Source organism: Micromonospora sp. NPDC051925 (genome assembly GCF_044548625.1).
Taxonomy (GTDB): domain Bacteria; phylum Actinomycetota; class Actinomycetes; order Mycobacteriales; family Micromonosporaceae; genus Micromonospora.
Genome location: NZ_JBIUCH010000017.1, coordinates 39,957 through 63,684, shown reverse-complemented (window position 1 = coordinate 63,684; position 23,728 = coordinate 39,957). Strand labels below are relative to the sequence as shown.

The 23,728-nt window shown below is 72.5% G+C and carries 22 protein-coding genes; 19 read left to right on the top strand and 3 right to left on the bottom strand.

The genetic code is table 11. The features are described 5' to 3' along the window. The first annotated feature begins 28 nt into the window (after window positions 1-28). From ACIG87_RS22750 to ACIG87_RS22735, 4 genes are all read left to right on the top strand, one after another. Entirely contained in the window at window positions 29-505 is a 477-nt protein-coding gene (locus ACIG87_RS22750) for a DUF3180 domain-containing protein (protein ID WP_396853142.1), read from the top strand. A 101-nt stretch (window positions 506-606) separates the two neighbouring features. Beyond that, window positions 607-1,821 (top strand): ABC transporter permease, encoded by a 1,215-nt coding sequence (locus ACIG87_RS22745; RefSeq protein ID WP_396853024.1) that lies wholly within the window; start codon window positions 607-609, stop codon window positions 1,819-1,821. A 72-nt stretch (window positions 1,822-1,893) separates the two neighbouring features. After that, window positions 1,894-2,199 (top strand): hypothetical protein, encoded by a 306-nt coding sequence (locus ACIG87_RS22740; RefSeq protein WP_396853022.1) that lies wholly within the window; start codon window positions 1,894-1,896, stop codon window positions 2,197-2,199. A 65-nt stretch (window positions 2,200-2,264) separates the two neighbouring features. Beyond that, window positions 2,265-2,765 (top strand): hypothetical protein, encoded by a 501-nt coding sequence (locus ACIG87_RS22735; RefSeq protein WP_396853020.1) that lies wholly within the window; start codon window positions 2,265-2,267, stop codon window positions 2,763-2,765. A 44-nt stretch (window positions 2,766-2,809) separates the two neighbouring features. Here ACIG87_RS22735 and ACIG87_RS22730 read toward each other — a convergent pair whose 3' ends face one another. Then, window positions 2,810-3,805, bottom strand: a complete 996-nt coding sequence (locus ACIG87_RS22730; RefSeq protein ID WP_396853019.1) for an ABC transporter ATP-binding protein — start codon at window positions 3,803-3,805, stop codon at window positions 2,810-2,812. A 2-nt stretch (window positions 3,806-3,807) separates the two neighbouring features. On the opposite strand from ACIG87_RS22730, the gene ACIG87_RS22725 reads away from it, so the two are divergent. The 4 genes from ACIG87_RS22725 (at window position 3,808) to ACIG87_RS22710 (ending at window position 8,348) form a co-directional block, all read left to right on the top strand. Further along, window positions 3,808-4,494 carry an ABC transporter permease gene (locus ACIG87_RS22725; RefSeq protein ID WP_396853018.1) on the top strand — a complete coding sequence of 229 codons (687 nt, stop codon included), beginning with the start codon at window positions 3,808-3,810 and terminating at the stop codon, window positions 4,492-4,494. Between the two features lie 61 nt (window positions 4,495-4,555). Then, window positions 4,556-5,278, top strand: a complete 723-nt coding sequence (locus tag ACIG87_RS22720) for an ABC transporter permease (RefSeq protein WP_396853017.1) — start codon at window positions 4,556-4,558, stop codon at window positions 5,276-5,278. 152 nt (window positions 5,279-5,430) lie between these two features. Beyond that, a complete protein-coding gene (locus ACIG87_RS22715; protein WP_396853016.1) occupies window positions 5,431-6,435 on the top strand; it encodes a glycine betaine ABC transporter substrate-binding protein in 1,005 nt (334 codons plus the stop codon). A 131-nt stretch (window positions 6,436-6,566) separates the two neighbouring features. Next, complete coding sequence (locus tag ACIG87_RS22710) at window positions 6,567-8,348, top strand: hypothetical protein (RefSeq protein ID WP_396853014.1); 1,782 nt, start codon at window positions 6,567-6,569, stop codon at window positions 8,346-8,348. 80 nt (window positions 8,349-8,428) lie between these two features. Here the strand turns inward: ACIG87_RS22710 and ACIG87_RS22705 are convergent, their stop codons facing one another. Together ACIG87_RS22705 and ACIG87_RS22700 are read right to left on the bottom strand one after the other, a co-directional pair. Continuing rightward, window positions 8,429-9,589 carry an NADH-quinone oxidoreductase subunit D gene (locus ACIG87_RS22705; protein WP_396853012.1) on the bottom strand — a complete coding sequence of 387 codons (1,161 nt, stop codon included), beginning with the start codon at window positions 9,587-9,589 and terminating at the stop codon, window positions 8,429-8,431. 4 nt (window positions 9,590-9,593) lie between these two features. Beyond that, window positions 9,594-10,817 carry an SAM-dependent methyltransferase gene (locus tag ACIG87_RS22700; protein ID WP_396853140.1) on the bottom strand — a complete coding sequence of 408 codons (1,224 nt, stop codon included), beginning with the start codon at window positions 10,815-10,817 and terminating at the stop codon, window positions 9,594-9,596. A gap of 46 nt (window positions 10,818-10,863) precedes the next feature. Here ACIG87_RS22700 and ACIG87_RS22695 point away from each other — a divergent pair, with 46 nt between their 5' ends. The 11 genes from ACIG87_RS22695 (at window position 10,864) to ACIG87_RS22645 (ending at window position 23,695) form a co-directional block, all read left to right on the top strand. Next, window positions 10,864-11,310, top strand: a complete 447-nt coding sequence (locus ACIG87_RS22695) for a phytase (RefSeq protein ID WP_396853011.1) — start codon at window positions 10,864-10,866, stop codon at window positions 11,308-11,310. 143 nt (window positions 11,311-11,453) lie between these two features. Next, the gene (locus ACIG87_RS22690) at window positions 11,454-12,431 is read left to right on the top strand and encodes a Rossmann-like and DUF2520 domain-containing protein (protein ID WP_396853009.1); all 978 of its coding nucleotides are present in this window, start codon (window positions 11,454-11,456) and stop codon (window positions 12,429-12,431) included. Between the two features lie 118 nt (window positions 12,432-12,549). Beyond that, on the top strand, window positions 12,550-13,404 hold the full coding sequence (panC, locus tag ACIG87_RS22685; protein ID WP_396853008.1) for a pantoate--beta-alanine ligase: 855 nt from the start codon (window positions 12,550-12,552) through the stop codon (window positions 13,402-13,404). A 32-nt stretch (window positions 13,405-13,436) separates the two neighbouring features. Next, window positions 13,437-13,862 (top strand): aspartate 1-decarboxylase, encoded by a 426-nt coding sequence (gene panD, locus ACIG87_RS22680; RefSeq protein ID WP_396853007.1) that lies wholly within the window; start codon window positions 13,437-13,439, stop codon window positions 13,860-13,862. A gap of 99 nt (window positions 13,863-13,961) precedes the next feature. Further along, on the top strand, window positions 13,962-14,849 hold the full coding sequence (locus tag ACIG87_RS22675; protein ID WP_396853006.1) for a septum formation family protein: 888 nt from the start codon (window positions 13,962-13,964) through the stop codon (window positions 14,847-14,849). A 73-nt stretch (window positions 14,850-14,922) separates the two neighbouring features. Continuing rightward, window positions 14,923-16,632: an L-aspartate oxidase gene (locus ACIG87_RS22670; RefSeq protein WP_396853005.1), complete on the top strand. Its 1,710-nt coding sequence runs from the start codon at window positions 14,923-14,925 to the stop codon at window positions 16,630-16,632. An 87-nt stretch (window positions 16,633-16,719) separates the two neighbouring features. Further along, window positions 16,720-17,616 (top strand): carboxylating nicotinate-nucleotide diphosphorylase, encoded by an 897-nt coding sequence (gene nadC, locus ACIG87_RS22665; RefSeq protein ID WP_396853003.1) that lies wholly within the window; start codon window positions 16,720-16,722, stop codon window positions 17,614-17,616. 56 nt (window positions 17,617-17,672) lie between these two features. Next, window positions 17,673-18,431 (top strand): type III pantothenate kinase, encoded by a 759-nt coding sequence (locus ACIG87_RS22660; protein ID WP_208567763.1) that lies wholly within the window; start codon window positions 17,673-17,675, stop codon window positions 18,429-18,431. Window positions 18,432-18,753: 322 nt separating this feature from the next. Then, the gene (gene lysS / locus ACIG87_RS22655; protein ID WP_396853001.1) at window positions 18,754-20,262 is read left to right on the top strand and encodes a lysine--tRNA ligase; all 1,509 of its coding nucleotides are present in this window, start codon (window positions 18,754-18,756) and stop codon (window positions 20,260-20,262) included. A gap of 112 nt (window positions 20,263-20,374) precedes the next feature. After that, window positions 20,375-20,719: an Lsr2 family protein gene (locus tag ACIG87_RS22650; RefSeq protein WP_168222573.1), complete on the top strand. Its 345-nt coding sequence runs from the start codon at window positions 20,375-20,377 to the stop codon at window positions 20,717-20,719. Window positions 20,720-21,169: 450 nt separating this feature from the next. Then, window positions 21,170-23,695 (top strand): ATP-dependent Clp protease ATP-binding subunit, encoded by a 2,526-nt coding sequence (locus ACIG87_RS22645; RefSeq protein ID WP_396852999.1) that lies wholly within the window; start codon window positions 21,170-21,172, stop codon window positions 23,693-23,695. Window positions 23,696-23,728: the final 33 nt, after the last annotated feature.

Genomic DNA, 23,728 nt, shown 5'->3' with positions numbered 1-23,728 from the left:
CCGTGACCAGGAGCCCGACGGGTCGAAGATGGGGCCCACCCGGTTCTCGACCCTGCTGGTCGCCGCGCTCGCCGCCGCCGCCGTGGCCTGGCTGCTGATCAGCGGCTTCTACTACAGCGGCATCCCCCGGCTGCCCTGGCTGCCGGTGGTCACCCTGGCCGCGCTCGCGGTGCTGGAGGCGTACGCGGCGGTCAACACCCGGAGCCGGATCGAGCGCAAGCCCGGTCGGGAGCCGGTCAACCCGCTGCTGGTCGCCCGGTTCGTGGTGCTGGCCAAGGCATCGGCGCTGGCCGGGGCGATTTTCTTCGGTTTCTACGCCGGACTGACCGGCTGGCTCTTCGTCGAGCCGACCAACGCCGCGATCGAGGACCGGCCCGCCGCCGGGGCCGGCACGCTCGCCTCGTTCGCCCTGATCGCCGCCGCGCTCTGGCTCGAACGCTCCTGTCGGGTCCCCGAGTCCGACGAGGACACCGACGACCGGCAGGGGCGATCCGGCCAGCGCTGACCGAGGGGTTACGTCCGGCCCTGCGCGCGGGTACGGTGCCTGGCGACCGGAGAACAGTCAGCCGTCACCGGGGACGGCCGGTCACCTGGGAGGCGCACCGCATGGTGTACGACGAACCGGGCCGGGCGGCGTCGGCAGAAGTGCCCGCGACCGCGCCGGAGAGCGTCTTCGACGACCCGACGCAGGGTGAGCCCGGCCGGGACCGGCTCGGCGTGCACGTCGCCTGGGAACTGGTTCTGCTGCTCGCCCTCGCCGCGCTGGCCTACCTGCTCTGGCGGGAGAACCCCGACGCGGTGCGTGGTGCCGGCCTGCGTCGGTTGCTCGTCGACGCGGTCGCGCTGGGTCTGCTCGTCCTCGCCGCCGGGCTGAGCCTGCGTACCGCCGCGGTGAACCTGGCGATCGGCCCGGTCGCGCTGGCCGCCGCGCTGCACTTCGCCGAGCAGGGCGACCGGGGGGTGTCGACGGCGGTCGTCCCGGCCCTGGTCGCCGCCGCGCTGGGCGGGTTGGCCCTGGCCTGGGCGGTGGTGGTGCTGCACGTCCCCGGCTGGGCCGCCAGCCTGGCCGCTGCCGCCGGGATGATCGTCTGGATCGAGCGGCGGAAGCTGCCGGTGGCGGTGCAGGCCGACTACGACCCCCGGCGCAACGCCTACTACCTCTTCGCCGGCTTCGCCGCGGTCGCCGTCCTCCTCGGGGCGTTCGGCGCGATCCGGGCGGTGCGTCGCCTGGTGGGCCGGTTCCGCCCGGTGGCCGATCCGGCCCGACGACGCGGCCTGGCCGCCGCCGTGGTGACCGCCGCCGCGCTGATCGCCTCCACCGTGCTCGCCATGCTCGCCGGGGTGCTCGTCGCCGCCAACGGGACCGGTCCGGTGACGCCGACGTCGGGGCTGGACTGGACGGTGCTCGCGGTGGGCGGGTCCATGCTCGGCGGCACCAGCGCCTACGGCCGACGCGGCGGAATCTTCGGCGCCCTCCTCGCGGTCGGTCTGGTCGTGACCTACCTGGCCTGGGCGGCTGAGACCGGTGCCCCGACCGACCGCTGGGCCGTCGGCGGGGCGGCGCTGGCCGGCGGCCTGCTGGTGACCCGGTTGGTCGAGACGTACGGTCGGCCGCGTACGCCCCGGGGTGAACCGGTCGAGTTGCCGCCGGTGCGGGACGGGGCGATCAGCTCCGGCTGGTCGATCCCCCCCTCCGGAGAGGCGCGTAACTGGCCCCCGGCACTGCCGGAGCGGACGACCGACGCCGACACCCCGCCCGACCCCTGGGAGGCCCCCCGGTGGCAGCGCGAACCACCCCGTTGGGACACCGGCGAGCGTTGACCCACCGGCCGGCGGCGCGGACGGGCGTGGACGACGGGCCGGGACGGGATCTCGCCGGTTAGGCTCGCGGACATGACCGAGACTCCTTCCGCCGGCACCGGCCACACCTTCGACCAGCTCGACGCCCTCTCCACGGAGGAGTTGCGGGAGCGGGCCTTCGCGCTGGCCCGGGAGCGGCGCGACGTCGGGTTCTTCTGGTCGGTGCTGCGGCACCTGCCGAACGCCGACGAGGCCGCGGCCCTCGACGGGGCGCCCAACTCGGTCGGGCCCACCATCGACGAGGCGTCGGCGCTGTGGCGGGAGCTGACCGGGCACGGCTACGAGGAGTCCGCGCCGCTGCTGCGGGCGGCGTTCATCGACTACCTGATGAAGCACTGACCGGGCGCGTCGCCGGGTGGCGGGAGAGGTTTGCCGGCCGTGGCGGATCGGGAACTTCCCGCCGCATGGCCCTCACCAACCGTCCCCGCACCGTGCGCGGGTACGGCACCGCGGCCGGCACCGGCACCCTCGCCGCGCTGATCCTCGTCGGCGTCTGCGGCAGCCCCTGGTACGTCGGCTGGGCCGAGGAGCACACCGATCCGAACTCCGCCGGTGGCTGGTACCTGCGGCTGCTCGCCTGGCCGGCCTGGCGGGTCGACTCGGCGGATTCGGCGCACGGGGTGCTCGCCACCGACCTGCGGGCCATCCTGCTGCTGCTGTTCGCCGCCGCGCTGCTCTACCTGCTGCCGGCCGGCCAGGTGGCCCGGGTGCAGGGCTCGGCCAGCCAGTTCTTCTCCGGCTGGGCCGCGTACACCCTGGCCGGGGCGGCGGCCACCCTGCTGGCGGCGCTGCTCACCTCGGACGGGTCGCTGTTGGCCGCCTTCGAGACCACCGGGACCGGAGCCGGCTACGGCTTCTTCGCCGGCTGGATCATCGGGCTGGCCAGCCTGGGCGGTCGGGCCTGACCCGGCCCGGTCTGCACCCCGGCCCGGTCTGACCTCGGCGTTGCCTAGCTGTCGGTCCGCCCGAGATCCAGCACCCGGGCGCGGCTGAGCGTGCCGGCCGGCCGGCCGTCGGCGGTGACCACGACCGTGTCGACGCCAGCGGTCAGCATCGCGGCCAGCGCGTCGTACGCCGACCGGCCCAGCGGCAACTCCGGCAGGGAGGCGTCGACGGTCGCCCCGTCGAGCACCTCCCGGGTGACCGGGGTGACCGCGAGCCGGCGGATGCCCCGGTCCGCACCGACGAACTCCCGGACGAACGGCGAGGCGGGGGCACCGAGCAGGGCCGCCGGGGTGTCGTACTGCTCCAGCCGGCCCCCCTCGGAGAGCACCGCGATCCGGTCGCCCAACCGGACCGCCTCGTCCAGATCGTGGGTGACCAGCACGATGGTCTTGCGGACCTCGGCCTGGAGCCGGAGGAACTCCTCCTGCAACCGGGCGCGCACGATCGGGTCGACGGCGGAGAACGGCTCGTCCATCAGCAGCACCACCGGGTCGGCGGCCAGCGCGCGGGCCACGCCGACCCGCTGCCGCTGGCCGCCGGAGAGTTCGTGCGGGTAGCGGCGACCGAACTGGGCCGGGTCCAGCCCGACCAGCTCCAGCAGCTCACCGCTGCGCTGCCGGATCCGCTCCTTCGACCAGCCGAGCAGCCGGGGCACGGTACCGACGTTGGTGGCCACGGTCTGGTGCGGGAACAGGCCCACGTTCTGGATCACGTACCCGATCCGGCGGCGCAGCTTCACCGGGTCGACCCGGGTGATGTCCTCGTCGCCGAGGAAGATCCGGCCGCCGGTCGGCTCGATCAGCCGGTTGACCATCCGCAGCACGGTGGACTTGCCGCAGCCGGACGGGCCGATCAGCACCACCAGCTCGCCGGCCGTCACCTCCAGGCTCAGCTCCCGGACCGCCTCGGTGCCGTCCGGGTACCGCTTGCGGATGCCGTCCAGCCTGATCGAGGCAGCGCTGTGCCCTGCGTCGCCGGTGCCCCCGGGGGTAACGTCCACGTGTGTCCTTCCACCTGAGTTACCGGGCCGAGCCGGGTAATCCGTGGTTCTCCTGGCAGTACGTGCGGGACAACTCTGACACCGTTCTCGCCGCGCTGCGCGAGCACGCCTCGCTGACCGGCCGGGCGGTGCTGCTCGCCGCGCTGGTCGCCCTGCCGCTGGCGGTGCTGGCCTACTGGTACCGACGTCTCACCGGGCCGATTCTCGCACTGGCCGGGGTGTTGTACACGATCCCCTCCCTGGCCCTGTTCGCGTTCATCGCCCCGTACCTGGGCATCGGCGCGGTGACCGTGCTGACCGTGGTGGTGCTGTACGCGCTGCTGGTGATCGTCCGCAACACGGTGGCCGGGCTGAACCAGGTGCCCCCGGAGGTGCGGGACGCCGCCGAGGGCATGGGGTACGGCCGCTGGGCCCGGCTGTTGCGCATCGACCTGCCGCTGGCCCTGCCCGGCATCCTCACCGGCGTACGACTGGCCACCGTCTCCACCGTCGCGCTGGTCACCGTCGGGGTGGTGATCGGCCGGGGTGGCCTCGGTCAGCTGATCTTCGCCGGCTTCCAGAACAACTTCTACAAGGCCCAGATCATGACCGGTACGGTGCTCTGCGTCCTGTTGGCCCTGGTGCTGGACCTGATCCTGGCCGGCGTGGGCCGCCTGCTCACGCCCTGGCTGCGGAGCCGCCCCCGATGACCCCCGCCGACGCTGCGGAGTTGCCCCCGATGACCCCCGCCGCCAACGAAGGGTCGACCCGATGAATCCCGTGCAGCAGGCGGTGGTCTGGTTGAACGACCCGTTGAACTGGACCAACCCGGGTGGTGTGCTGGACCGGATCGGTGAGCACCTGAGCATGTCCGCCGCGGCGGTGCTGCTGGGCTGCATGGTGGCCTGGCCGGTCGGCCTGTGGCTGGGGCACTCGGGGCGCGGTGGCGGCGCGGTCGTGCTGATCTCCAACCTGACCCTGTCCATCCCCACCCTGGCCCTGCTGACCATCCTGCCGCTGACCTTCCTCGGCTTCGGTCGTCCGGCGGTGGTGGTCGCGCTGGCCGTCTTCGCGGTGCCGCCGCTGCTGGCCAACGCGTACACCGGGGTGCGGCAGGCCGATCCGGAGGCCCGGGACGCGGCGCGCGGTATGGGGCTCTCCGGGTGGCAGGTGCTGCGCCAGGTGGAGCTGCCGCTGGCGGTGCCGTACCTGGCCGCCGGGTTCCGCACGGCCGCCGTCCAGGTGGTGGCGACGGCGGCGCTGGCCTCGTTCGTCAACGGCGGGGGACTGGGGCAGATCATCCGCGCCGGCTTCGGGCTGGACATCGCTGCCGGCGGCGGGCAGATCATCGCCGGCGGGGTGTTGGTGGCTGGGCTGGCGTTGGCGGCGGAGGGGGTGTTGGCGCTGGTCGAGCGGGTGGTGACCCCGCGACCACTGCGGCGTACCCGACGGGCGGCGAACCGACGGGCGGCGGACGCCACGGCGGGAAACTGATCTGTCGCGTGACGATCCGATGACGAAATCCGCTCAGAGTTTGTCGGTCGGTCCTGGAGGATATTGGCTGGAACACGCGGGCGGCGATCGTCGCCCGTCGGACACGCGGCCGGCCCTTCCGGGGCCGCGCCGGGACACGGAAGGCGGGCACGATGCGCGTACGGACACGGCTGGCGGTGGGTGCGGTGGGCGCCCTGACCATGGCGGGTCTGTTGACCGGGTGCGGAGACGCCGGCTCGTCCGGCACCGATGCTCCGGAGCAGGGTACGAGCAGTGCGGGCTGCGCCCCGGTCGCCGGTGACCAGCTGGTCGTCCTCGACGACGACAAGAAGCTCCAGAACACCGACAACATCATTCCGGCGGTCAACGCCAAGGTGGCGAACCCGCAGCTCCTCGCCGCGTTGGACAGGGTCTCCGCCGCGCTGGACACGCCGAAGCTGATCGCCCTCAACAAGGCGGTCGACGTGGACCGCAAGACGCCGAAGGCGGCTGCCGAGGAGTTCGCCTCGGCCAACGGGGTGACCACCGGCATCGCCAAGGGGTCGGGCGGCCCGATCGTCGTCGGGGCAGGCAACTTCTCCGAGAGCCAGACCCTGGCCGAGCTGTACAACATCGCCCTGACCGCGGCCGGCTACCAGGTCAAGGTGCAGCAGATCGGCAACCGTGAGCTCTACGAGCCGAGCCTGGAGAAGGGCGAGATCCAGGTCGTCCCCGAGTACGCGGCGACCATGGCGGAGTTCCTCAACACCAAGGCCAACGGCAAGGACGCCACTCCGGTCTCCTCGCCGGAGCTGGACAAGACGGTCAGCGCGTTGAAGTCCGAGGGCGACAAGGCGGGCATCACCTTCGGCACCCCGTCGTCGGCCCAGGACCAGAACGCCTTCGCCGTCACCAGGGCGTTCGCCGACAAGTACGCCCTGAAGACCCTCTCCGACCTGGCGGCCAAGTGCTCCGGCAAGGACACCGTGCTGGCCGGGCCGCCGGAGTGCCCGCAGCGGCCGAAGTGCCAGGCCGGTCTGGTCGAGGTCTACGACTTCAAGGCCGGTTCGTTCAGCTCGCTGGACGCCGGTGGTCCGCAGACCAAGAACGCCCTGAAGACCGGTACCGCCAGCGTGGGCCTGGTCTTCTCGTCTGACGGCGCGCTCGCCACCAGCTGATCGTCATCCCGGTCGCGGTCGGCTCCCCCCGACCGCGACCGGGTCCGTCTCGAGTCGTACCGGCCGAGATCGGGTCATTTCTGCCCTGGGACCGTTCCCAGCCCGCGTACATCTCGGTAGGCTGCACAGCCATGCCCTCCCCGGTCGTCTCCGAGAAGCGCAGCCTCCAGTTGCTGGCCGTCCTGTTCTGGACCGGGGTGGCGTTCGCGCCGATAGCCGCGCTGATCCTGATGGTCGCCGATGGCAACGGTCCACTGCGGTTCGCCGCGGTACTGGCCATCACCTCCGTGGTGCTGATCGGCCTCTCCATCGCGCTGCGGGCCGACGACGGTGCCCGGTCGTCCGGCGAGGAGGTTCTCGACGAGTTGGAGCAGCTCCGACGCGAGTTGCGTAGCGAGATCGTCGCCGCCGCCCAGCGTGGCAACCAGGCGTTGGACCAGTCCCAGCGGGCCGAGGAGCAGGTCACCGCGTTGCGTCGCCAACTGGACGCGGCGGCGGCAGGGATCGCCGCCGGAATCAGCCCGCCGACCGCCGACGAGCGGGCCGGCGGCGCGGGTCGAGTCCAGGTCCCGGCCGCCGAGCCGGAACCGGAGGTTCCGGTCGGCCGTCGCCGGGCCGTCGCCGAGGAGACCGCATCGGGATGGGGGCGGCGGGCGGACACCCCGGAGCCGGTCGCGGCGGGCCGGGGACGGGCCACCGCCGACCGACCGGCCGCCGAACCGACCGGCCGCCGGTACGCCCCGGAGCGCCCGGTCACCGGCCAGGCCGGTGGGTACGGGGCGTCCCCCCGGGAACCGCGCGGCGCGGTGCCCGCTGCCGAGCCGGCGTCCCGCCCGCTCGGCGTGGTGCGGCACACCGAGACCGTGCACGTGACCACCCGGCACACCGTCGTCGACGGGCCCGACCCGGCGGGTGGCGGCTACGGCGGTGGGTACGCCGGCCGCTGGACGCCCGGCTCGGACGAGTCGTCCTGGGCCGGCGGGGAGCCGGAGCGTCCCTGGTCGGGGCGGGCCGAGTCGACCGACCGGGGGTGGTCGGCCCAGCCGGACGACCGTTCCCGGGGTTCCCGTCCGGCACCTCGGGACGAGCGGGCCTGGCCGGCCACCGCCCCCGCCTGGGGCGCTCCGGCCGACGAGCGAGGCGAGCCGGCCCGGCCGGAGCGGTCCCCGGTCGTCGAGGAGGCCGATGCCTGGACGGGCAGCCGGACCGGCTGGACCGACGCCCGTGAGGAGCCGCCCGCTCGTGAGGTGCGCGCCGGTGGCAGGTGGGCCGAGGTGCGCGACGACGGGCGTGCCCGGGAGTTGCGGGTCGGGGAGCGTCGGGCGGAGGCGCACGCCGACGGAGCGGGATACCGCTACTCCGACCAGTGGGCCTCGGTCCGGCAGGAGGACCCGTACCGCGACGATCCGGAGCGGGTTGGTGAGCAGTGGGGTGGCGGCCGGTCAGCGCCGGACGACCGCCCGGCGCTCCCGGCCGGCGGCGTTCCGGTGCCGCAGCAGTGGCGCGAACCGGCACGCGGCCAGCGACCGGCCGAGGAGTGGCCGGCCCGTGCCGCCCAGCCCGTCAAGTCCGCCCAGGAGCGGCCGGCCCGTGCCGCCCAGTCCGTGCAGTCCGCCCAGGAGCGGCCGGCCCGTGCCGAACAACAGCCGGGACCGGACTGGTCGGCTCCTGCCGGCCAGCCGGCGCAGGACTGGTCGGCGCGGGCCCCGCAGTCGGCGCAGGACTGGCCCGCACAGGCCGACGGCCAGCGGTGGGGCGGGCAACCGGCCGAGCAGCGGCGGGACCGGGAGCCGGTGGTCTCGTGGCGGACCCCCGAGCCCGAGCCGCGTGGCAGCCACCAGTGGGGTGACGAGCAACGGTACGGCTACCCGCCGCAGGACGACGCCCCCCGCGCCGGCGGCCACTGGCGCTGACCCCGCCCCGGCCCCTGGCGTTGCCCACCCGGCCACGTCGGGCCGCCCGGGACAACTTCCGCGCCGTGATCAGACGCGGTTCACTTGTCGATGTCGCCGACCACGAAGAACATCGAGCCGAGGATGGCGATCAGGTCGGGTACCAGGCAGCCGGGGAGCAGGGTGGCCAGGGCCTGCACGTTGGCGTACGAGGCGGTGCGCAGCTTGAGCCGCCACGGCGTCTTCTCGCCCCGCGACACCAGGTAGTAGCCGTTGATCCCGAGCGGGTTCTCCGTCCAGGCGTAGGTGTGCCCCTCGGGGGCCTTGACCACCTTGGGCAGTCGGGTGTTCACCGGCCCGGTGAGCCGGTCCACCCGGTCCAGGCACTGCTCGGCGAGGTCGAGGGAGGCGTACACCTGGTCGAGCAGCACCTCGAAGCGGGCGTGGCAGTCCCCGGCGGTGCGGGTGACCACCGGCACGTCGAGCTGGTCGTACGCCAGGTAGGGGTCGTCGCGGCGCAGGTCCAGGTCGAGCCCGGAGGCCCGCGCGACCGGCCCGGACGCCCCGAACGCGGCGGCGTCGGCGGCCGACAGCACCCCCACCCCGACGGTACGGGCCAGGAAGATCTCGTTGCGCCGGATCAGATCGTCCAGGTCGGGCAGTCGGCGGCGGACCTCGCCGATGGCGGCGCGGGCCCGGCCGGTCCAGCCTGCGGGCACCTCCTCCTTGAGCCCGCCGACCCGGTTGAACATGTAGTGGATCCGACCGCCGGAGACCTCCTCCATGATCGCCTGGATGGTCTCCCGTTCCCGGAACGCGTAGAAGACCGGGGTGATCGCGCCGATCTCCAGTGGGTACGAGCCGAGGAACATCAGGTGGTTGAGCACCCGGTTCAGCTCGGCCAGCGCCATCCGCAGCCAGGTGGCCCGTTCGGGCACCTCCAGGCCCATCAGGCGTTCCACGGCGAGCGCCACGCCCAGCTCGTTGGAGAAGGCCGACAGCCAGTCGTGCCGGTTGGCCAGCACGATGATCTGCCGGTAGTCGCGGACCTCGAACAGCTTCTCCGCGCCCCGGTGCATGTACCCGACGATCGGTTCGGCGGCGACCACCCGTTCCCCGTCGAGCACCAGCTTCAGCCGCAGCACCCCGTGCGTCGAGGGGTGCTGCGGGCCGATGTTGAGCACCATGTCGGTGCCGAGCTGCTCGCCGCCGGCCCCGGTGCCGACGGTCAGCTCGCGCAGTTCACCGGTGTCCGTGGTCATCCGGTCATCGTGCCATGAGTGTATCGACGGCGACGCCGACCGGCTGGAGCAGCCAGTGGTGCCCGCCGAGGCCGGCGGGGTCGGTCAGCTCGGCCGCCGCCGACGCCGCAGCGAGCGCCCGCACGTACCCGGCGGGGTCGGTGCCGGCCAGGCTCAGCGGCGGTCGCCCGCCGTCGGCCCCGAGCGCGAGCAGTGCCTCCCGCTGCGACATGAGGGTGTACGCGCACCCGGCGACCCGCTCACCGGCAGCGGCCACGGAGTCCATGGCGACGTGCGCGGTGACGTCGCACGACCCGTCCGGCACCGGCGGCACCTGCCGCCCACCCCGGTACCCGGTCAACGTCCCGCCCACCGGCCGCTCCCCCCGCAGGTGCCCGTAGTCCACCGCCAGCGCCACCCCCCGCCCCACCCGCCGCACCGCCTTCGCCCACGCCTCATCCCGACTCCGCCCGATTTCCACCCGGTTGATCAAGAGGTTTGCGTCAGGTTCCGCGCCCTCTTCTGACGCAAACCTCTTGATCACCGGATGCAGGCCGGGGGGTGGGGGTGGGGTGGGCCACCAGTGGGTTAGCCAGGTGGTGTCCTGGGGGGTCAGTGGGGGGCCGGGGGTCTCCTTGCCGGTTTTCGGGTCCACCAGGCGGTAGTGGTGGCCGGTGGCGAGGTCCAGGGGGATGTTGTCCAGCCATTCGGTGGCGATCAGGAGGCCGGTCAGGGCTGGTGGGATCTCGGTGGTCCAGGTGATGTCGGGCGGGAGATCCGGGGGGCGGGGGGCCAGTTCCACGGCGGTGAGGCGCAGGCGGTGGGCCAGTGGCGGCGGTTGCGGGTGAGGGGCGGTCGGGGAGGGGACGGCCGGGTGGGGGACGGTCGGGGAGGGGACGGCCGGGGAGGTGGTGAGGGGGGTGCTGGGGGCTGGGCGGGTGTCGGCGGGGGAAGCGACGTGCGGAGAGGTCGTGGGTGGGGAGGTGTCGGGTACGGGGTCGTGGGCCAGGGTTGCCAGGGTGCGGAGCAGTTCACCCCGGCCGGCGCCCACGTCTACCACGTCGAACGGCGTGGGGAACCCGAGGGCGGCGTCGAGGCGCGTCACGAGCCGGAAGACCGCCGCCGCGAACGTGGGGGAGGCGTGCACGCTCGTGCGGAAGTGGCCGGCCGGGCCCGCCCCGGAGACGAAGAAGCCGTCCGGCCCGTAGAGGGCGGCGTCCATGGCGTCCCGCCAGCGTATCGAGTTCATCCCGCGTTCAGGGTCCGTCACCGTGCCGACCCTACGGTCTGCGGGCATGAGACGAATCGCGATCCCTGCGCTGGCGGTCGTACCACTGCTGGTGGCCGCCTCCGGTGCCGCCGCCGCTCCCGTGCGGGACGCCGCCGACCCCGGTTTCGGCGGGCGGATCGCCCAGGACGTGGAGGGCCTGACCATCCTGCGCACCGGCCGGTACGCGGGCACCCTGATCGTGTCCAGCCAGGGCGACGACACGTTCTACACCTACGACCGGCGGACCAACCGGCCGACCGGCCGGTTCGCGGTGGTCGACGGCCGGGTCGACGGCTCGCAGGAGTGCGACGGGGCGGCGGTGACGGCCACCCCGTTGCCGGGCTTCCCCGGTGGGCTGCTGGTGGTGCACGACGGTCGGAACACCCCGGCGAAGCCGGACGGGGACGACGGGGCGCGTCCGGACACCAATGTCAAGTTCGTCGACGCCGGTTTCCTACGCGACCGACGCTGAGCTGCCGCACCGGGCCGCCGCTCCACCGGGCGGCCCGGTCCCCGCAGTCGGTGAAGGTTTTCACACATCCTTGTTCGTGTTCCCTGCCCCCGGCGCATACTTGCGATCGACCGGTACCCCCTTTCGAGGACTGGATCGTTGCCATGAGCGCACCGCTGCGCCCGCGTCCGGCTGCCCCGCCCGGGGCCGCCGCACCGCAGGGCCCCGCCGTACCCGGCGTCCCGTTCGTCCTTCCCCGGAGCCTCACCGTCGGTGTCGTCGGCGCAGGCAGGGTGGGTGCCGTGCTGGGGGCGGCGCTGGTCGCCGCCGGGCACCGGGTGGTCGCCGCCTCCGGGGTCTCCGGGGCCGCGAAGGCCCGGATCGCGCTGCTCCTGCCGGATGCGGTGAACCGGTCGGCCACCTCGGTCGCCCGGGACGCCACCGACCTGCTGCTGATCGCCGTGCCGGACGACGCCCTGGCGGTGGTGGTCGCCGGGCTGGCCGACACCGGGGCGCTGCACCCCGGCCAACTGGTCGCGCACACCTCCGGCGCACACGGCCTGGCCGTGCTGGCCCCGGCCGCCGCCGTGGGCGCCCGCCCGCTGGCCCTGCACCCCGCGATGACCTTCACCGGTACGCCGGACGACCTGTCCCGGCTCGCCGGCATCTCGTACGGGGTGACCGCCCCGGTGGAGCTGCGGGCGGCGGCGGCCCGGCTCGTCGCCGACCTGGGCGGGGTGCCGGAATGGGTGGGCGAGGCGGACCGTGTCCTCTATCACGCGGCGCTGGCGCACGGCGCGAACCACCTGGTGACCCTGGTCAACGAGGCGGCCGACCGGCTGCGGGACGCCGGGGTGGGGCAGCCGGAGAAGGTGCTCGCCCCGCTGCTGCGGGCGGCGTTGGAGAACGCGCTGCGGCTCGGCGACGACGCGCTCACCGGTCCGGTGTCGCGGGGCGACGCGGGCACCGTACGGCGGCACCTGGCCCGGCTGGCGGAGACCGCGCCGGAATCCGTCGCCCCCTACCTGGCGTTGGCCCGACGGAGCGCGGATCGGGCGATCGCGGCGGGCCGGCTGCGCCCGGTGGACGCCGAGTCGCTGCTGGACGTGTTGGCGAGCATCCACCGCGAGGTGCCCGCGTGAGCGCGAGGAGTGAGCCGGTTTTGCGAGCCCCGCAGTCGCGAGCGGGTGGGAGTGCGGTGAGCGCGAGGAGTGAGCCGGTTTTGCGAGCCCCGCAGTCGCGAGCGAAAGGGATTACAGCATGAGCACCGGGACCGAGTTGGTGCACACGCGGGCGGAGCTGGCGAAGGCCCGGGAGGGGCTGGCCGGCACGGTCGGTGTGGTGATGACGATGGGCGCGCTGCACCAGGGGCACGAGACCCTGATCAGGGCGGCCCGGGAGCGGGCCGACCACGTCCTCGTGACGATCTTCGTGAACCCGTTGCAGTTCGGTCCGAACGAGGACTTCGACCGGTACCCGCGCACCCTGGACGCCGACCTGGAGGTGTGCCGACGGGCCGGCGCGGACCTGGTGTTCGCCCCGGACGTGTCGGACATGTACCCGACCGGTCAGCCCACGGTCGGGGTGAACCCGGGGCAGTTCGGGGAGGACCTGGAGGGGCAGAGCCGGCCCGGCTTCTTCCACGGGGTGCTGACCGTGGTGCTGAAGCTGCTCCAGCTCACCCGGCCCGATCTCACCTTCTTCGGGGAGAAGGACTACCAGCAGCTCACCCTGGTCCGCCGGATGGCCCGGGACCTGGACGTGCCGGTCGAGGTGGTCGGGGTGCCGACCGTACGGGAGCCGGACGGCCTGGCTCTGTCCAGCCGCAACCGCTACCTGTCGGCGGACGAGCGGCGGGTCGCGCTGAGCCTGTCCGCCGCGTTGCGGGCCGGAGCCGCCGCCGCCGATCGGGGTGACGACGCCGGTGACGTGCTGGCCGCCGCGCACCGGGGGTGGGGCGATGCGCCGGGCGCGCGACTGGACTACCTGGCGCTCACCGACCCGGACCTGGAGCCGGGGCCGGTCACCGGGCCGGCGCGGCTGCTGATCGCGGCCTGGGTGGGCGACACCCGGCTGATCGACAACCTGGCCATCCACCTCGCCCCCCGCTCCTGATCACCAGTCATCACCTGCTGAAAGGCACGCCGATGTTCCGGACCATGCTCAAGTCGAAGATCCACCGGGCGACGGTGACCCAGGCCGACCTGCACTACGTGGGCTCGGTGACGGTGGACCAGGATCTGCTCGACGCCGCCGACCTGCTCCCCGGCGAGCAGGTGGCGATCGTGGACGTGACCAACGGGGCCCGGCTGGAGACGTACGTGATCCCGGGGGAGCGGGGCAGCGGCGTGATCGGCATCAACGGCGCGGCGGCGCATCTGGTGCACCCGCAGGATCTGGTGATCCTGATCTCGTACGGTCAGATGGACGACGCGGAGGCCCGGACGTACCGTCCCCGGGTGGTCCACGTCGACGCCGACAACAGGGTTGTTGAGCTGGGCGGCGATCCCGCCGCGGCGGCCACCGGGACGGCCGGCGACCCGGTCCCGAGTCCGCTCGCCGTCGTCGGCTGACCGGACTTCCGGTCTGTCACCGGAAGGTCATTTTTGGTTACCCTGGGCTGACCGTCGGATTGACGGTCGTCGGCTGGGGAGGCCGCGTTGCGCCGTGCGATGAGGGTCATGGTCGCCGCGTTGGCGGTGGGAGCAGTCCTGACGGGTTGCGGCGCGCCGGGCGGCCTCGACGGGGATCTCACCGACGACTGGGCGGCCCTGCCGGCGGCCGGGCCGTTCACCCCCGAGGCAGGGGTGTGCCAGGTCGCCGACTTCACCGACACGGTCGCCCTGGCGGCGTACGCGCCGGTGGACTGTGCGGTGCCGCACCGGGTGGAGACGGTGCACGTGGGCGCGTTGCCTGGCGAGCGGGCCACCGCGCCCGCGACCGGCTCACCCGAACTGCGTGGCGCGTTCGCCGAGTGCGACGTCCAGGCCACCGGGTACGTGGGTGACGACTGGCGGGCCGGCCGGCTGCGGTTGGCGGTGGCGCTGCCGACCGCACCCGGCTGGGCGGCGGGAGCCCGCTGGTTCCGGTGCGACGTCAGCGAGGTGAACACGGTCGAGGCGGCGGCCACCGTGGTCACCCGTACGGGCAGTCTGCGGGACGCGTTGAAGGGCCCGTCCCCGCTCCGGTTGGGTTGCCAGCGGGCGAAGAACGGCGGCCGGGGCGCCGGCGTGCAGGTGCTGGTGCCGGTGGAGTGCGCCACCGCGCACGAGGCGGAGTTCGTGGGCGCCTGGAAGGCCCCCGATCGGCCGTACCCGACGAAGGACACCGACTGGCTGCCGCTGTACGCCGGCTGCCGTACTCTCCTGGCCCGCTACGTGGGCGTGCCGGACGATGCCGACCTGCGGTTCCGCAGCGGCGTGGTGGTGCGTCCCCCCGGTCCGGGTCGCTGGCGGGTCGGTGACCGGGGGGTCCGCTGCTACCTGTGGTTGAGCGACCGGACGGTGACCAGTTCGCTGAAGGGGGGCGGACCGGCCGCCCTGCCGATCCGGACGAAGTAGCGGACGGGGTAGCCGAAACCACTCGTCCCGCCCCCGCCGCCCGTCGCGAGGATCGTTCAGGTTGACTGTGGGCATGGAACTTCCGCCGACCGTCGACCTGCCGGCTCTGCCCAGGCTGCTGGCCGCTCCCGCGCCCGGCTGGGTGGAGACCACCGACGTGATCGTGGTCGGCTCCGGGGTCGCCGGGCTCACCGCCGCGCTGCACCTGCGCGAGGCGGGCCTGCACGTCACCGTGGTCACCAAGGTCAACATTGACGACGGTTCGACCCGCTGGGCGCAGGGCGGCATCGCCGCCGTACTCGATCCGGCGGACTCGCCCGCCGCGCACGCCCGGGACACCGAGGTCGCCGGGGTCGGACTCTGTGACCCGGCGGCGGTCCGGGTGCTGGTGGAGGAGGGTCCGCTCCGGCTGCGGGAGCTGATGCGGATCGGCGCGGAGTTCGACCGCAACCCGGACGGCTCGCTGATGCTCACCCGGGAGGGTGGACACCGGGCCGACCGGATCGTGCACGCCGGTGGCGACGCCACCGGGGCGGAGGTGCAGCGGGCCCTGCACGCGGCGGTCCGCCGCGACCCGTGGATCCGGCTGGTCGAGCACGCCCTGGTGCTGGACCTGCTGCGCGCCCCCGGCGACGGCCCGGACTCCCCCGGCCCGGCCTGCGGCATCACCCTGCACGTGCTGGGCGAGGGCAGCGAGGACGGCGTCGGCGCGTTGCTGGCCCGCGCGGTGGTGCTGGCCACCGGCGGGATGGGGCAGGTCTTCTCGGCCACCACCAACCCGGCGGTCTCCACCGGTGACGGGGTGGCGTTGGCGATGCGGGCCGGCGCGGCGGTCACCGACGTCGAGTTCGTGCAGTTCCACCCGACCGCCCTGATCGTGCCGCCGCAGGCCCGGGTGCCGGGCGCGGGACTGGCCCAGCAGCCGCTGGTCTCGGAGGCGCTGCGCGGCGAGGGCGCCCATCTGGTCGACGCCGACGGCAAGCGGTTCATGCTCGGCCAGCACGAGCTGGCCGAACTGGCGCCCCGGGACGTGGTGGCGAAGGGCATCCACCGGGTGCTGTTGGCCACCGGCGTCGACCAGGTGTACCTCGACGCCCGGCATCTCGGCGGGGACTTCCTGGCCGGGCGGTTCCCGACCATCGTCGCGTCCTGCCTGGCCATCGGGGTCGACCCGGCGACCGAGCTGATCCCGGTCGCCCCGGCCGCCCACTACGCGTCCGGTGGCGTGCGCACCGACCTGCGTGGCCGGACCTCCATCCCCGGCCTGTACGCCTGCGGCGAGGTCGCCTGCACGGGCGTGCACGGCGCGAACCGGCTGGCCAGCAACTCGCTGCTGGAGGGGCTGGTCTTTTCCCGCCGGATCGCCGAGGACATCGCCGCCGGACTGCCCGAGCAGGCGAAGCCGGCGGAGACCGGTGCCTGGGTGGGCGGCACGGGCTGGGTGGTGCCGGCCGGGGGGACCGCGGAGCTGCAACGGGCGATGACCCGGGGCGCCGGGGTGCTGCGTTCGGCGCGGACCCTGGCCGCGACCGCCGCCACCCTGACCGAGCTGGGGCAGGGCCGGGGTCGGCCGGGCGTGGCCGACTGGGAGGCGACGAACCTGGTGACCGTGGCGGCGACCCTGGTCGCCGCCGCGTACGCCCGGCAGGAGACCCGGGGCTGCCACTGGCGGGAGGACTTCCCGACGGCCGACGAGCGCTGGCGCGGCCACCTCGTCGCGGCGGTCGGCCCCCAGGGCGGCCTGACCGAACGATGGGAGGCTACCCATGAGCGCGAGGAGTGAGCCGGTTTTGCGAGCCCCGCAGTCACGAACGGCGGGAGCGCCCCTGAGCGCGCGGAGTGAGTCGGTGTTGCAGGTGAGGGAGGTCTGGTGAGGGACTCGACGCGGCGGGCGCTGACGGCCGGTGGCCTGGACCCGGAGCGGGTTCGGCGGGTGATCGTCGACGCGCTCACCGAGGATCTGGGGCCGGACTTCCTCGACGTCACCAGCGTCGCCACCATTGCGCCCGAGCAGACCGACACCGCCGATCTGGTGGCCCGAGCCGACGGCGTGGTGGCCGGCCTGGCCGTGGCTGCGGCGGTCTTCGAGCTGGTCGCCGAGGTGACCGCTGCGGATCGTACGGTCGAGGTGTCGGTGGTGGCCCACGACGGCGCACGGGTGGCCCGGGGTGACGTGCTGGCCACGGTGACCGGCCCGACCCGTTTGCTGCTCACCGCCGAGCGGACGGCGCTGAACCTGCTCTCCCGGATGTCCGGGGTGGCCACCCACACCCGGTCCTGGGCGGACGCGCTGGCCGGTACGAAGGCGACGGTGCTGGACACCCGGAAGACCACCCCGGGGCTGCGGATGCTGGAGAAGTACGCGGTCCGGGCCGGCGGCGGCACCAACAAGCGGATGGGCCTGTACGACGTCGCCATGATCAAGGACAACCACAAGCTGGCCGCCGGTGGCATCGGGGCGGCCTTCCGGCGGGTCCGGGAGACCTTCCCGGAGGTGCCCGTGCAGGTCGAGGTGGACACCCCGGTCGAGGCGGTCGAGGCGGTCGAGGCCGGCGCCGACTTCCTGCTGCTGGACAACATGTCCCCGGCGACCCTGCGTGAGGTGGTCGCGGCGGTCGGCGACCGCGCCGAGCTGGAGGCGACCGGCGGGCTGACCCTGGAGAGGGCCGCCGAGTACGGGGCGACCGGGGTGGACTTCCTCTCAGTGGGGGCGCTGACGCACTCCTCGCCGATCCTGGACATCGCGCTCGACCTGCGCGAGCGGTGAGCTGACCCGGCTCACTCCTCGCGCTCGACGGGCCGGCCGGCGTCTAGGCTGCGTGCGTGCTGCTCTGCATCGACATCGGAAACACCAATACCGTGCTGGCGACCTTCGACGGCGACAAGCTGGTGCACTCGTGGCGGATCAAGACCGACGCCCGTTCGACGGCGGACGAACTGGGTCTGATGTTCCGGGGGCTGCTGGCCGGTGACGCCGTGGAGATCACCGGGGTGGCCGCCTGCTCGACGGTGCCGGCGGCGCTGCGCTCGCTGCGTACCATGCTGGCCCGCTACTACGCCGACCTGCCGAGCGTGGTCGTCGAGCCGGGGGTACGGACCGGGGTCCAGCTGGCGATCGACAACCCCAAGGAGGTCGGCGCGGACCGGGTGGTCAACACCCTGGCCGCGTACACCCTCTACGGCGGGCCGTCGATCGTGGTGGACTTCGGCACCACCACCAACTTCGACGTGATCAGCGGCCGGGGTGAGTTCCTCGGCGGGGCGTTCGCCCCGGGCATCGAGATCTCCTTCGACGCGTTGGCGGCCCGCGCCGCCCAGCTGCGCAAGGTGGAGGCGAACAAGCCCCGCTCGGTGATCGGCAAGAACACCGTGGAGTGCCTCCAGTCCGGCCTCTACTTCGGCTTCGCCGGGCAGGTCGACCGGATCGTCGAACGGATGACCGAGGAACTGGGCCAGGTGCGGGCGGTGATCGCCACCGGTGGGCTGGCCTCGGTGGTGATCGGCGAGTGCCGGACCATCACCCACCACGAGCCGATGATCACCCTGATCGGCCTGCGGATGGTCTACGAGCGGAACACCTGAGCCGCACGGAAGGGCCACCTTCCGTCGTCTGCTCGTCGACGTCCAGGTCGTCGACCGCGGCGCGGTACCGGAACGGGCAGATCAGTGGCGGCGGCGCGGAAGACGAGGATGCGGTACGGCGGTGCGACGGTCTCCCGACCGGCCAGGTCGGGATGGCTGGCGAAGAGCCGCCGCGGGCGGAACCGGCCGCGGCGGCACCGAAGGAGACCGCCGCAGTGGGGTCCGTCATGGCCGGCAGGTTATCCCGTAACGGCCGGCTGAGGGCTTGAGTACGCTCATGGGCTGACCCCGCCGAAAATTCCCTTAGCCGAGGAAGCGTGCCGTGACCGAGCAGAACGCCGTGCCAGTGGACCCCGCCGACGACCTTCCCGAGCAGATGAAGGTCCGCCGGGAGAAGCGGGACCGGATGCTCGCCGAGGGCGTCGAGCCGTACCCCGTGGGCTTTCCCCGGACCAGCACCCTGGCCGAGGTCCGCGAGCGGTACGCCGAACTGCCGACCGACACCGCGACCGGGGACCGGGTCTCGGTCACCGGCCGGGTGATCTTCGTACGGAACACCGGCAAGCTCTGCTTCGCGACCCTGCGCGACGGCGACGGCACCGAACTCCAGGCGATGCTCTCCCTGGACCGGGTGGGCGCGGAGCGGCTGGACGACTGGAAGCGCCTGGTCGACCTGGGTGACCACGTGGGGGTCACCGGTGAGGTGATCACCAGCCGGCGGGGTGAGCTGTCGGTGCTCGCCGACGAGTGGGCGGTGACCGCCAAGGCGCTGCGTCCGCTGCCGGTGGCGCACAAGCCACTGAGCGAGGAGGCCCGGGTCCGGCAGCGGTACGTGGACCTGATCGTCCGTCCGCAGGCCCGGCAGATGGTCCGGACCCGGGCCGCGGCGGTGCGCAGCCTGCGTGACTCGCTGCACGGTCAGGGATTCATCGAGGTCGAGACGCCGATGCTCCAGTTGCTGCACGGCGGCGCGGCGGCCCGCCCATTCGTGACCCACAGCAATGCACTGGGTACGGATCTGTATCTGCGAATCGCGCCGGAACTGTTTCTCAAGCGCGCCGTGGTCGGCGGCGTCGACCGGGTGTTCGAGATCAACCGCAACTTCCGCAATGAGGGAGTCGACTCGTCGCACTCGCCGGAGTTCGCGATGCTGGAGACCTACCAGGCGTACGGCGACTACGACACCATGGCCGCGTTGACCCGTAATCTCGTGCAGCAGGCGGCGGTGGCGGTCAGCGGCTCGACGACGGTGACCCACGCCGACGGCCAGGAGTTCGACCTGGGCGGCGAGTGGCGCTCGGTGACCCTCTTCGGAGTGCTTTCCGAGGCGCTCGGCGAGGAGGTCACGGTCCGTACCGACCGCAACCGCCTGGTGGAGTACGCCGACAAGGTGGGGCTCGCGGTCGACCCGAAGTGGGGTCCGGGCAAGTTGGCCGAGGAGTTGTTCGAGGAGTTGGTGGTCCCGAGCCTCCAGTCGCCGACCTTCGTGCGGGACTACCCGGAGGAGACCAGCCCGCTGACCCGGGCCCACCGCAGCGAGCCGGGACTGGCCGAGAAGTGGGACCTCTACGTGCTCGGCTTCGAGCTGGGCACCGCGTACTCCGAGCTGGTGGACCCGGTGGTGCAGCGGGAGCGGCTGGTCGCGCAGGCCCAGCTGGCCGCCCGGGGCGACGACGAGGCCATGCGGCTGGACGAGGACTTTCTGCGGGCGATGGAGTACGGAATGCCGCCGGCAGGTGGTATGGGAATGGGAATCGACCGGCTCTTGATGGCGCTGACCGGCCTGGGAATTCGGGAAACCATCCTCTTCCCCTTGGTCCGCGCCGAGTAGCCCCCGGCAAGACCTTTGCCGGGTCGTTACGGCGTCCTATTGACGCGGCAAGCATCGGGCAGGTTATCGTGCTCCTATTGCAGGAGCACCCTGCTCGAAAGGAATGTGGGACGTGGCCAAGCAGATCATTCACAAGCTGGTCGATGACCTGGACGGCGGGGACGCGGACGAGACCGTGAAGTTCGCCCTCGACGGTGTTCAGTACGAGATCGACCTGTCGAACTCCAACGCCGACAAATTGCGGGACGTTTTCGCGCCGTACGTGGCCGCCGGCACCCGGGTGGGCCGGGGTGGCGTGGTCGTGGGCGGCCGGGCCGCCCGGGGCCGGGGCGGTGCGACCGCCGACCGCGAGCAGAACAAGGCGATCCGGTCCTGGGCCAAGAAGAACGGCAAGGACATCTCCGACCGGGGTCGCATCCCGCAGGAGATCGTCGACGAGTACCACGCGACCCGCTGAGCGTCAGCGGCGAACCGACGCCGGGCCGGAGCACCCCTCCGGGCCGGCGTCGCCGTATCCGGACGTCCGGGCGGCGTCGCCGTGCCGGGGTCATCCGGGCGGGCGTCCGCCGTGTCCGGGCGGGAAGTTCTCCGGCTCCGGGGGTGTTGTCCACAGCCGGTGGAGAAGGCGTCCACAGCCTGTGGATGACCCACGAGGCCCCCGGAGGGCGTTCCGCACCCCGGGCGAATTTCGCTCTGCGCGTACAGGCTGGGGTGCCGGAACACCTCCTGAGCGCGGATGGTTGGTCAAAACGACGTCGGAACGGCTCAGTGCGAGGAGACACGACCTCAGCGGAGTCGGTCAGCGGCGATAGAGTAAGGAGGCACGGACGCCCGTCCCGGACGTCCGCGCACCGGCCCCGCCAAGATCTCGCGGTCGAGGCGCACGGCACGTGAGGAGCACGAGGGCATGTTCGAGCGGTTCACCGACCGAGCGCGACGGGTTGTCGTCCTGGCCCAAGAAGAGGCCCGGATGCTCAACCACAACTACATCGGTACGGAGCACATCCTGCTGGGCCTGATCCACGAGGGTGAGGGCGTCGCGGCAAAGGCCCTGGAGAGCCTCGGCATCTCCCTGGAGGGCGTCCGCCAGCAGGTCGAGGAGATCATCGGCCAGGGCCAGCAGGCGCCGAGCGGGCACATCCCGTTCACGCCCCGGGCCAAGAAGGTGCTGGAGCTGTCCCTGCGCGAGGCGCTACAGCTCGGCCACAACTACATCGGCACCGAGCACATCCTGCTCGGGCTGATCCGCGAGGGCGAGGGCGTCGCCGCCCAGGTGCTGGTCAAGCTGGGCGCCGACCTCAACCGGGTCCGCCAGCAGGTTATCCAGCTCCTCTCCGGCTACCAGGGCAAGGAGCCGGCCGCCGCCGGCACCGCGCCGGGTGAGGCCGCGCCGTCGACCAGCCTCGTGCTGGACCAGTTCGGTCGTAATCTGACTCAGGCTGCCCGCGAGGGCAAGCTCGACCCGGTCATCGGGCGTGAGAAGGAGATCGAGCGGGTGATGCAGGTGCTGTCCCGCCGCACCAAGAACAACCCGGTCCTGATCGGTGAGCCCGGCGTCGGTAAGACCGCCGTGGTGGAGGGCCTCTCCCAGAAGATCATCAAGGGCGAGGTGCCCGAGACGCTGAAGGACAAGCAGCTCTACACCCTCGACCTCGGTGCCCTGGTCGCCGGCTCCCGCTACCGGGGTGACTTCGAGGAGCGCCTGAAGAAGGTGCTCAAGGAGATCCGCACCCGGGGCGACATCATCCTGTTCATCGACGAGATCCACACCCTGGTGGGTGCGGGCGCCGCCGAGGGCGCCATCGACGCCGCCAGCATCCTCAAGCCGATGCTGGCCCGGGGCGAGTTGCAGACCATCGGTGCGACCACCCTCGACGAGTACCGTAAGCACCTGGAGAAGGACGCCGCGTTGGAGCGTCGTTTTCAGCCGATCCAGGTGGGTGAGCCGTCGTTGGCGCACACCATCGAGATCCTCAAGGGTCTGCGGGACCGCTATGAGGCGCACCACCGGGTGAGCATCACCGACGCCGCGCTCGTGGCTGCCGCAACCCTGGCCGACCGGTACATCTCCGACCGGTTCCTGCCGGACAAGGCGATCGACCTGATCGACGAGGCCGGTGCCCGGATGCGCATCCGCCGGATGACCGCGCCGCCAGACCTGCGTGACTTCGACGAGCGGATCGCCCAGGTGCGCCGCGACAAGGAGTCCGCGATCGACGCGCAGGACTTCGAGCGGGCCGCCCAGCTGCGGGACAAGGAGAAGCAGCTCCTCGGTCAGAAGGCGCAGCGGGAGAAGGAATGGAAGGCCGGTGACCTGGACGTCGTCAGCGAGGTCGACGACGAGCAGATCGCCGAGGTGCTCGGCAACTGGACCGGTATCCCGGTCTACAAGCTGACCGAGGAGGAGACCTCCCGCCTGCTGCGCATGGAGGACGAGCTGCACAAGCGCGTCATCGGCCAGGAGGACGCGGTCAAGGCGGTCTCGAAGGCGATCCGGCGTACCCGGGCCGGCCTGAAGGACCCGAAGCGACCGTCCGGCTCGTTCATCTTCGCCGGCCCGTCCGGTGTCGGTAAGACCGAGCTGTCCAAGGCCCTCGCCGAGTTCCTGTTCGGCAGCGAGGACGCGCTGATCCAGCTGGACATGTCCGAGTTCCACGACCGCTACACGGTGTCCCGCCTGGTCGGTGCCCCTCCCGGTTACGTCGGTTACGACGAGGGTGGGCAGCTGACCGAGAAGGTCCGTCGTCGCCCGTTCTCGGTGGTGCTCTTCGACGAGATCGAGAAGGCCCACCCGGATGTGTTCAACACCCTGCTCCAGATCCTGGAGGACGGTCGGCTGACCGACGGTCAGGGCCGGATCGTGGACTTCAAGAACACGGTCATCATCCTGACCACCAACCTGGGCACCCGGGACGTCGCCAAGGCGGTCTCGCTGGGCTTCCAGCAGTCGGAGGACTCCGAGTCCACCTACGACCGGATGAAGCAGAAGGTCAACGACGAGCTCAAGCAGCACTTCCGGCCCGAGTTCCTGAACCGGATCGACGACACCATCGTCTTCCACCAGCTGCGCCAGAACGAGATCCTCTCGATCGTGGACATCATGATCCAGCGGATCGAGGGCCAGCTCCGCAACAAGGACATGGGTCTGGAGCTGACCGACAACGCCAAGAAGTACCTGTCCAAGAAGGGCTTCGACCCGGTGCTGGGAGCGCGTCCGCTGCGTCGGACGATCCAGCGCGACATCGAGGACAACCTCTCCGAGCGGATCCTGTTCAACGAGCTGACCCCCGGTCAGATCGTGGTGGTGGACTGCGAGGGAGACCCGGAGGACATCGAGAAGTCGAAGCTGGTCTTCCACGGCTCGGACCGCCCGGCCGAGGTGCCGGACGCCGTCCCGGCCGACCTGGGTGGTGCCGCCACCACGGGCGAGTAGGGCCGACCCACGGGTAGGACCGTTCGCGAGTAG

Excerpts from the sequence above, each read along its gene's own strand:
- ACIG87_RS22750 (WP_396853142.1), top strand. The coding sequence starts at position 29 with ATGGGGCCCACCCGGTTCTCGACCCTGCTGGTCGCCGCGCTCGCCGCC.
- ACIG87_RS22745 (WP_396853024.1), top strand. The coding sequence starts at position 607 with ATGGTGTACGACGAACCGGGCCGGGCGGCGTCGGCAGAAGTGCCCGCG.
- ACIG87_RS22740 (WP_396853022.1), top strand. The coding sequence starts at position 1,894 with ATGACCGAGACTCCTTCCGCCGGCACCGGCCACACCTTCGACCAGCTC.
- ACIG87_RS22735 (WP_396853020.1), top strand. The coding sequence starts at position 2,265 with ATGGCCCTCACCAACCGTCCCCGCACCGTGCGCGGGTACGGCACCGCG.
- ACIG87_RS22720 (WP_396853017.1), top strand. The coding sequence starts at position 4,556 with ATGAATCCCGTGCAGCAGGCGGTGGTCTGGTTGAACGACCCGTTGAAC.
- ACIG87_RS22715 (WP_396853016.1), top strand. The coding sequence starts at position 5,431 with ATGCGCGTACGGACACGGCTGGCGGTGGGTGCGGTGGGCGCCCTGACC.
- ACIG87_RS22710 (WP_396853014.1), top strand. The coding sequence starts at position 6,567 with ATGCCCTCCCCGGTCGTCTCCGAGAAGCGCAGCCTCCAGTTGCTGGCC.
- ACIG87_RS22705 (WP_396853012.1), bottom strand. The coding sequence starts at position 9,589 with ATGACCACGGACACCGGTGAACTGCGCGAGCTGACCGTCGGCACCGGG.
- ACIG87_RS22700 (WP_396853140.1), bottom strand. The coding sequence starts at position 10,817 with ATGAACTCGATACGCTGGCGGGACGCCATGGACGCCGCCCTCTACGGG.
- ACIG87_RS22695 (WP_396853011.1), top strand. The coding sequence starts at position 10,864 with ATGAGACGAATCGCGATCCCTGCGCTGGCGGTCGTACCACTGCTGGTG.
- ACIG87_RS22690 (WP_396853009.1), top strand. The coding sequence starts at position 11,454 with ATGAGCGCACCGCTGCGCCCGCGTCCGGCTGCCCCGCCCGGGGCCGCC.
- panC (WP_396853008.1), top strand. The coding sequence starts at position 12,550 with ATGAGCACCGGGACCGAGTTGGTGCACACGCGGGCGGAGCTGGCGAAG.
- panD (WP_396853007.1), top strand. The coding sequence starts at position 13,437 with ATGTTCCGGACCATGCTCAAGTCGAAGATCCACCGGGCGACGGTGACC.
- ACIG87_RS22675 (WP_396853006.1), top strand. The coding sequence starts at position 13,962 with ATGAGGGTCATGGTCGCCGCGTTGGCGGTGGGAGCAGTCCTGACGGGT.
- ACIG87_RS22670 (WP_396853005.1), top strand. The coding sequence starts at position 14,923 with ATGGAACTTCCGCCGACCGTCGACCTGCCGGCTCTGCCCAGGCTGCTG.
- ACIG87_RS22645 (WP_396852999.1), top strand. The coding sequence starts at position 21,170 with ATGTTCGAGCGGTTCACCGACCGAGCGCGACGGGTTGTCGTCCTGGCC.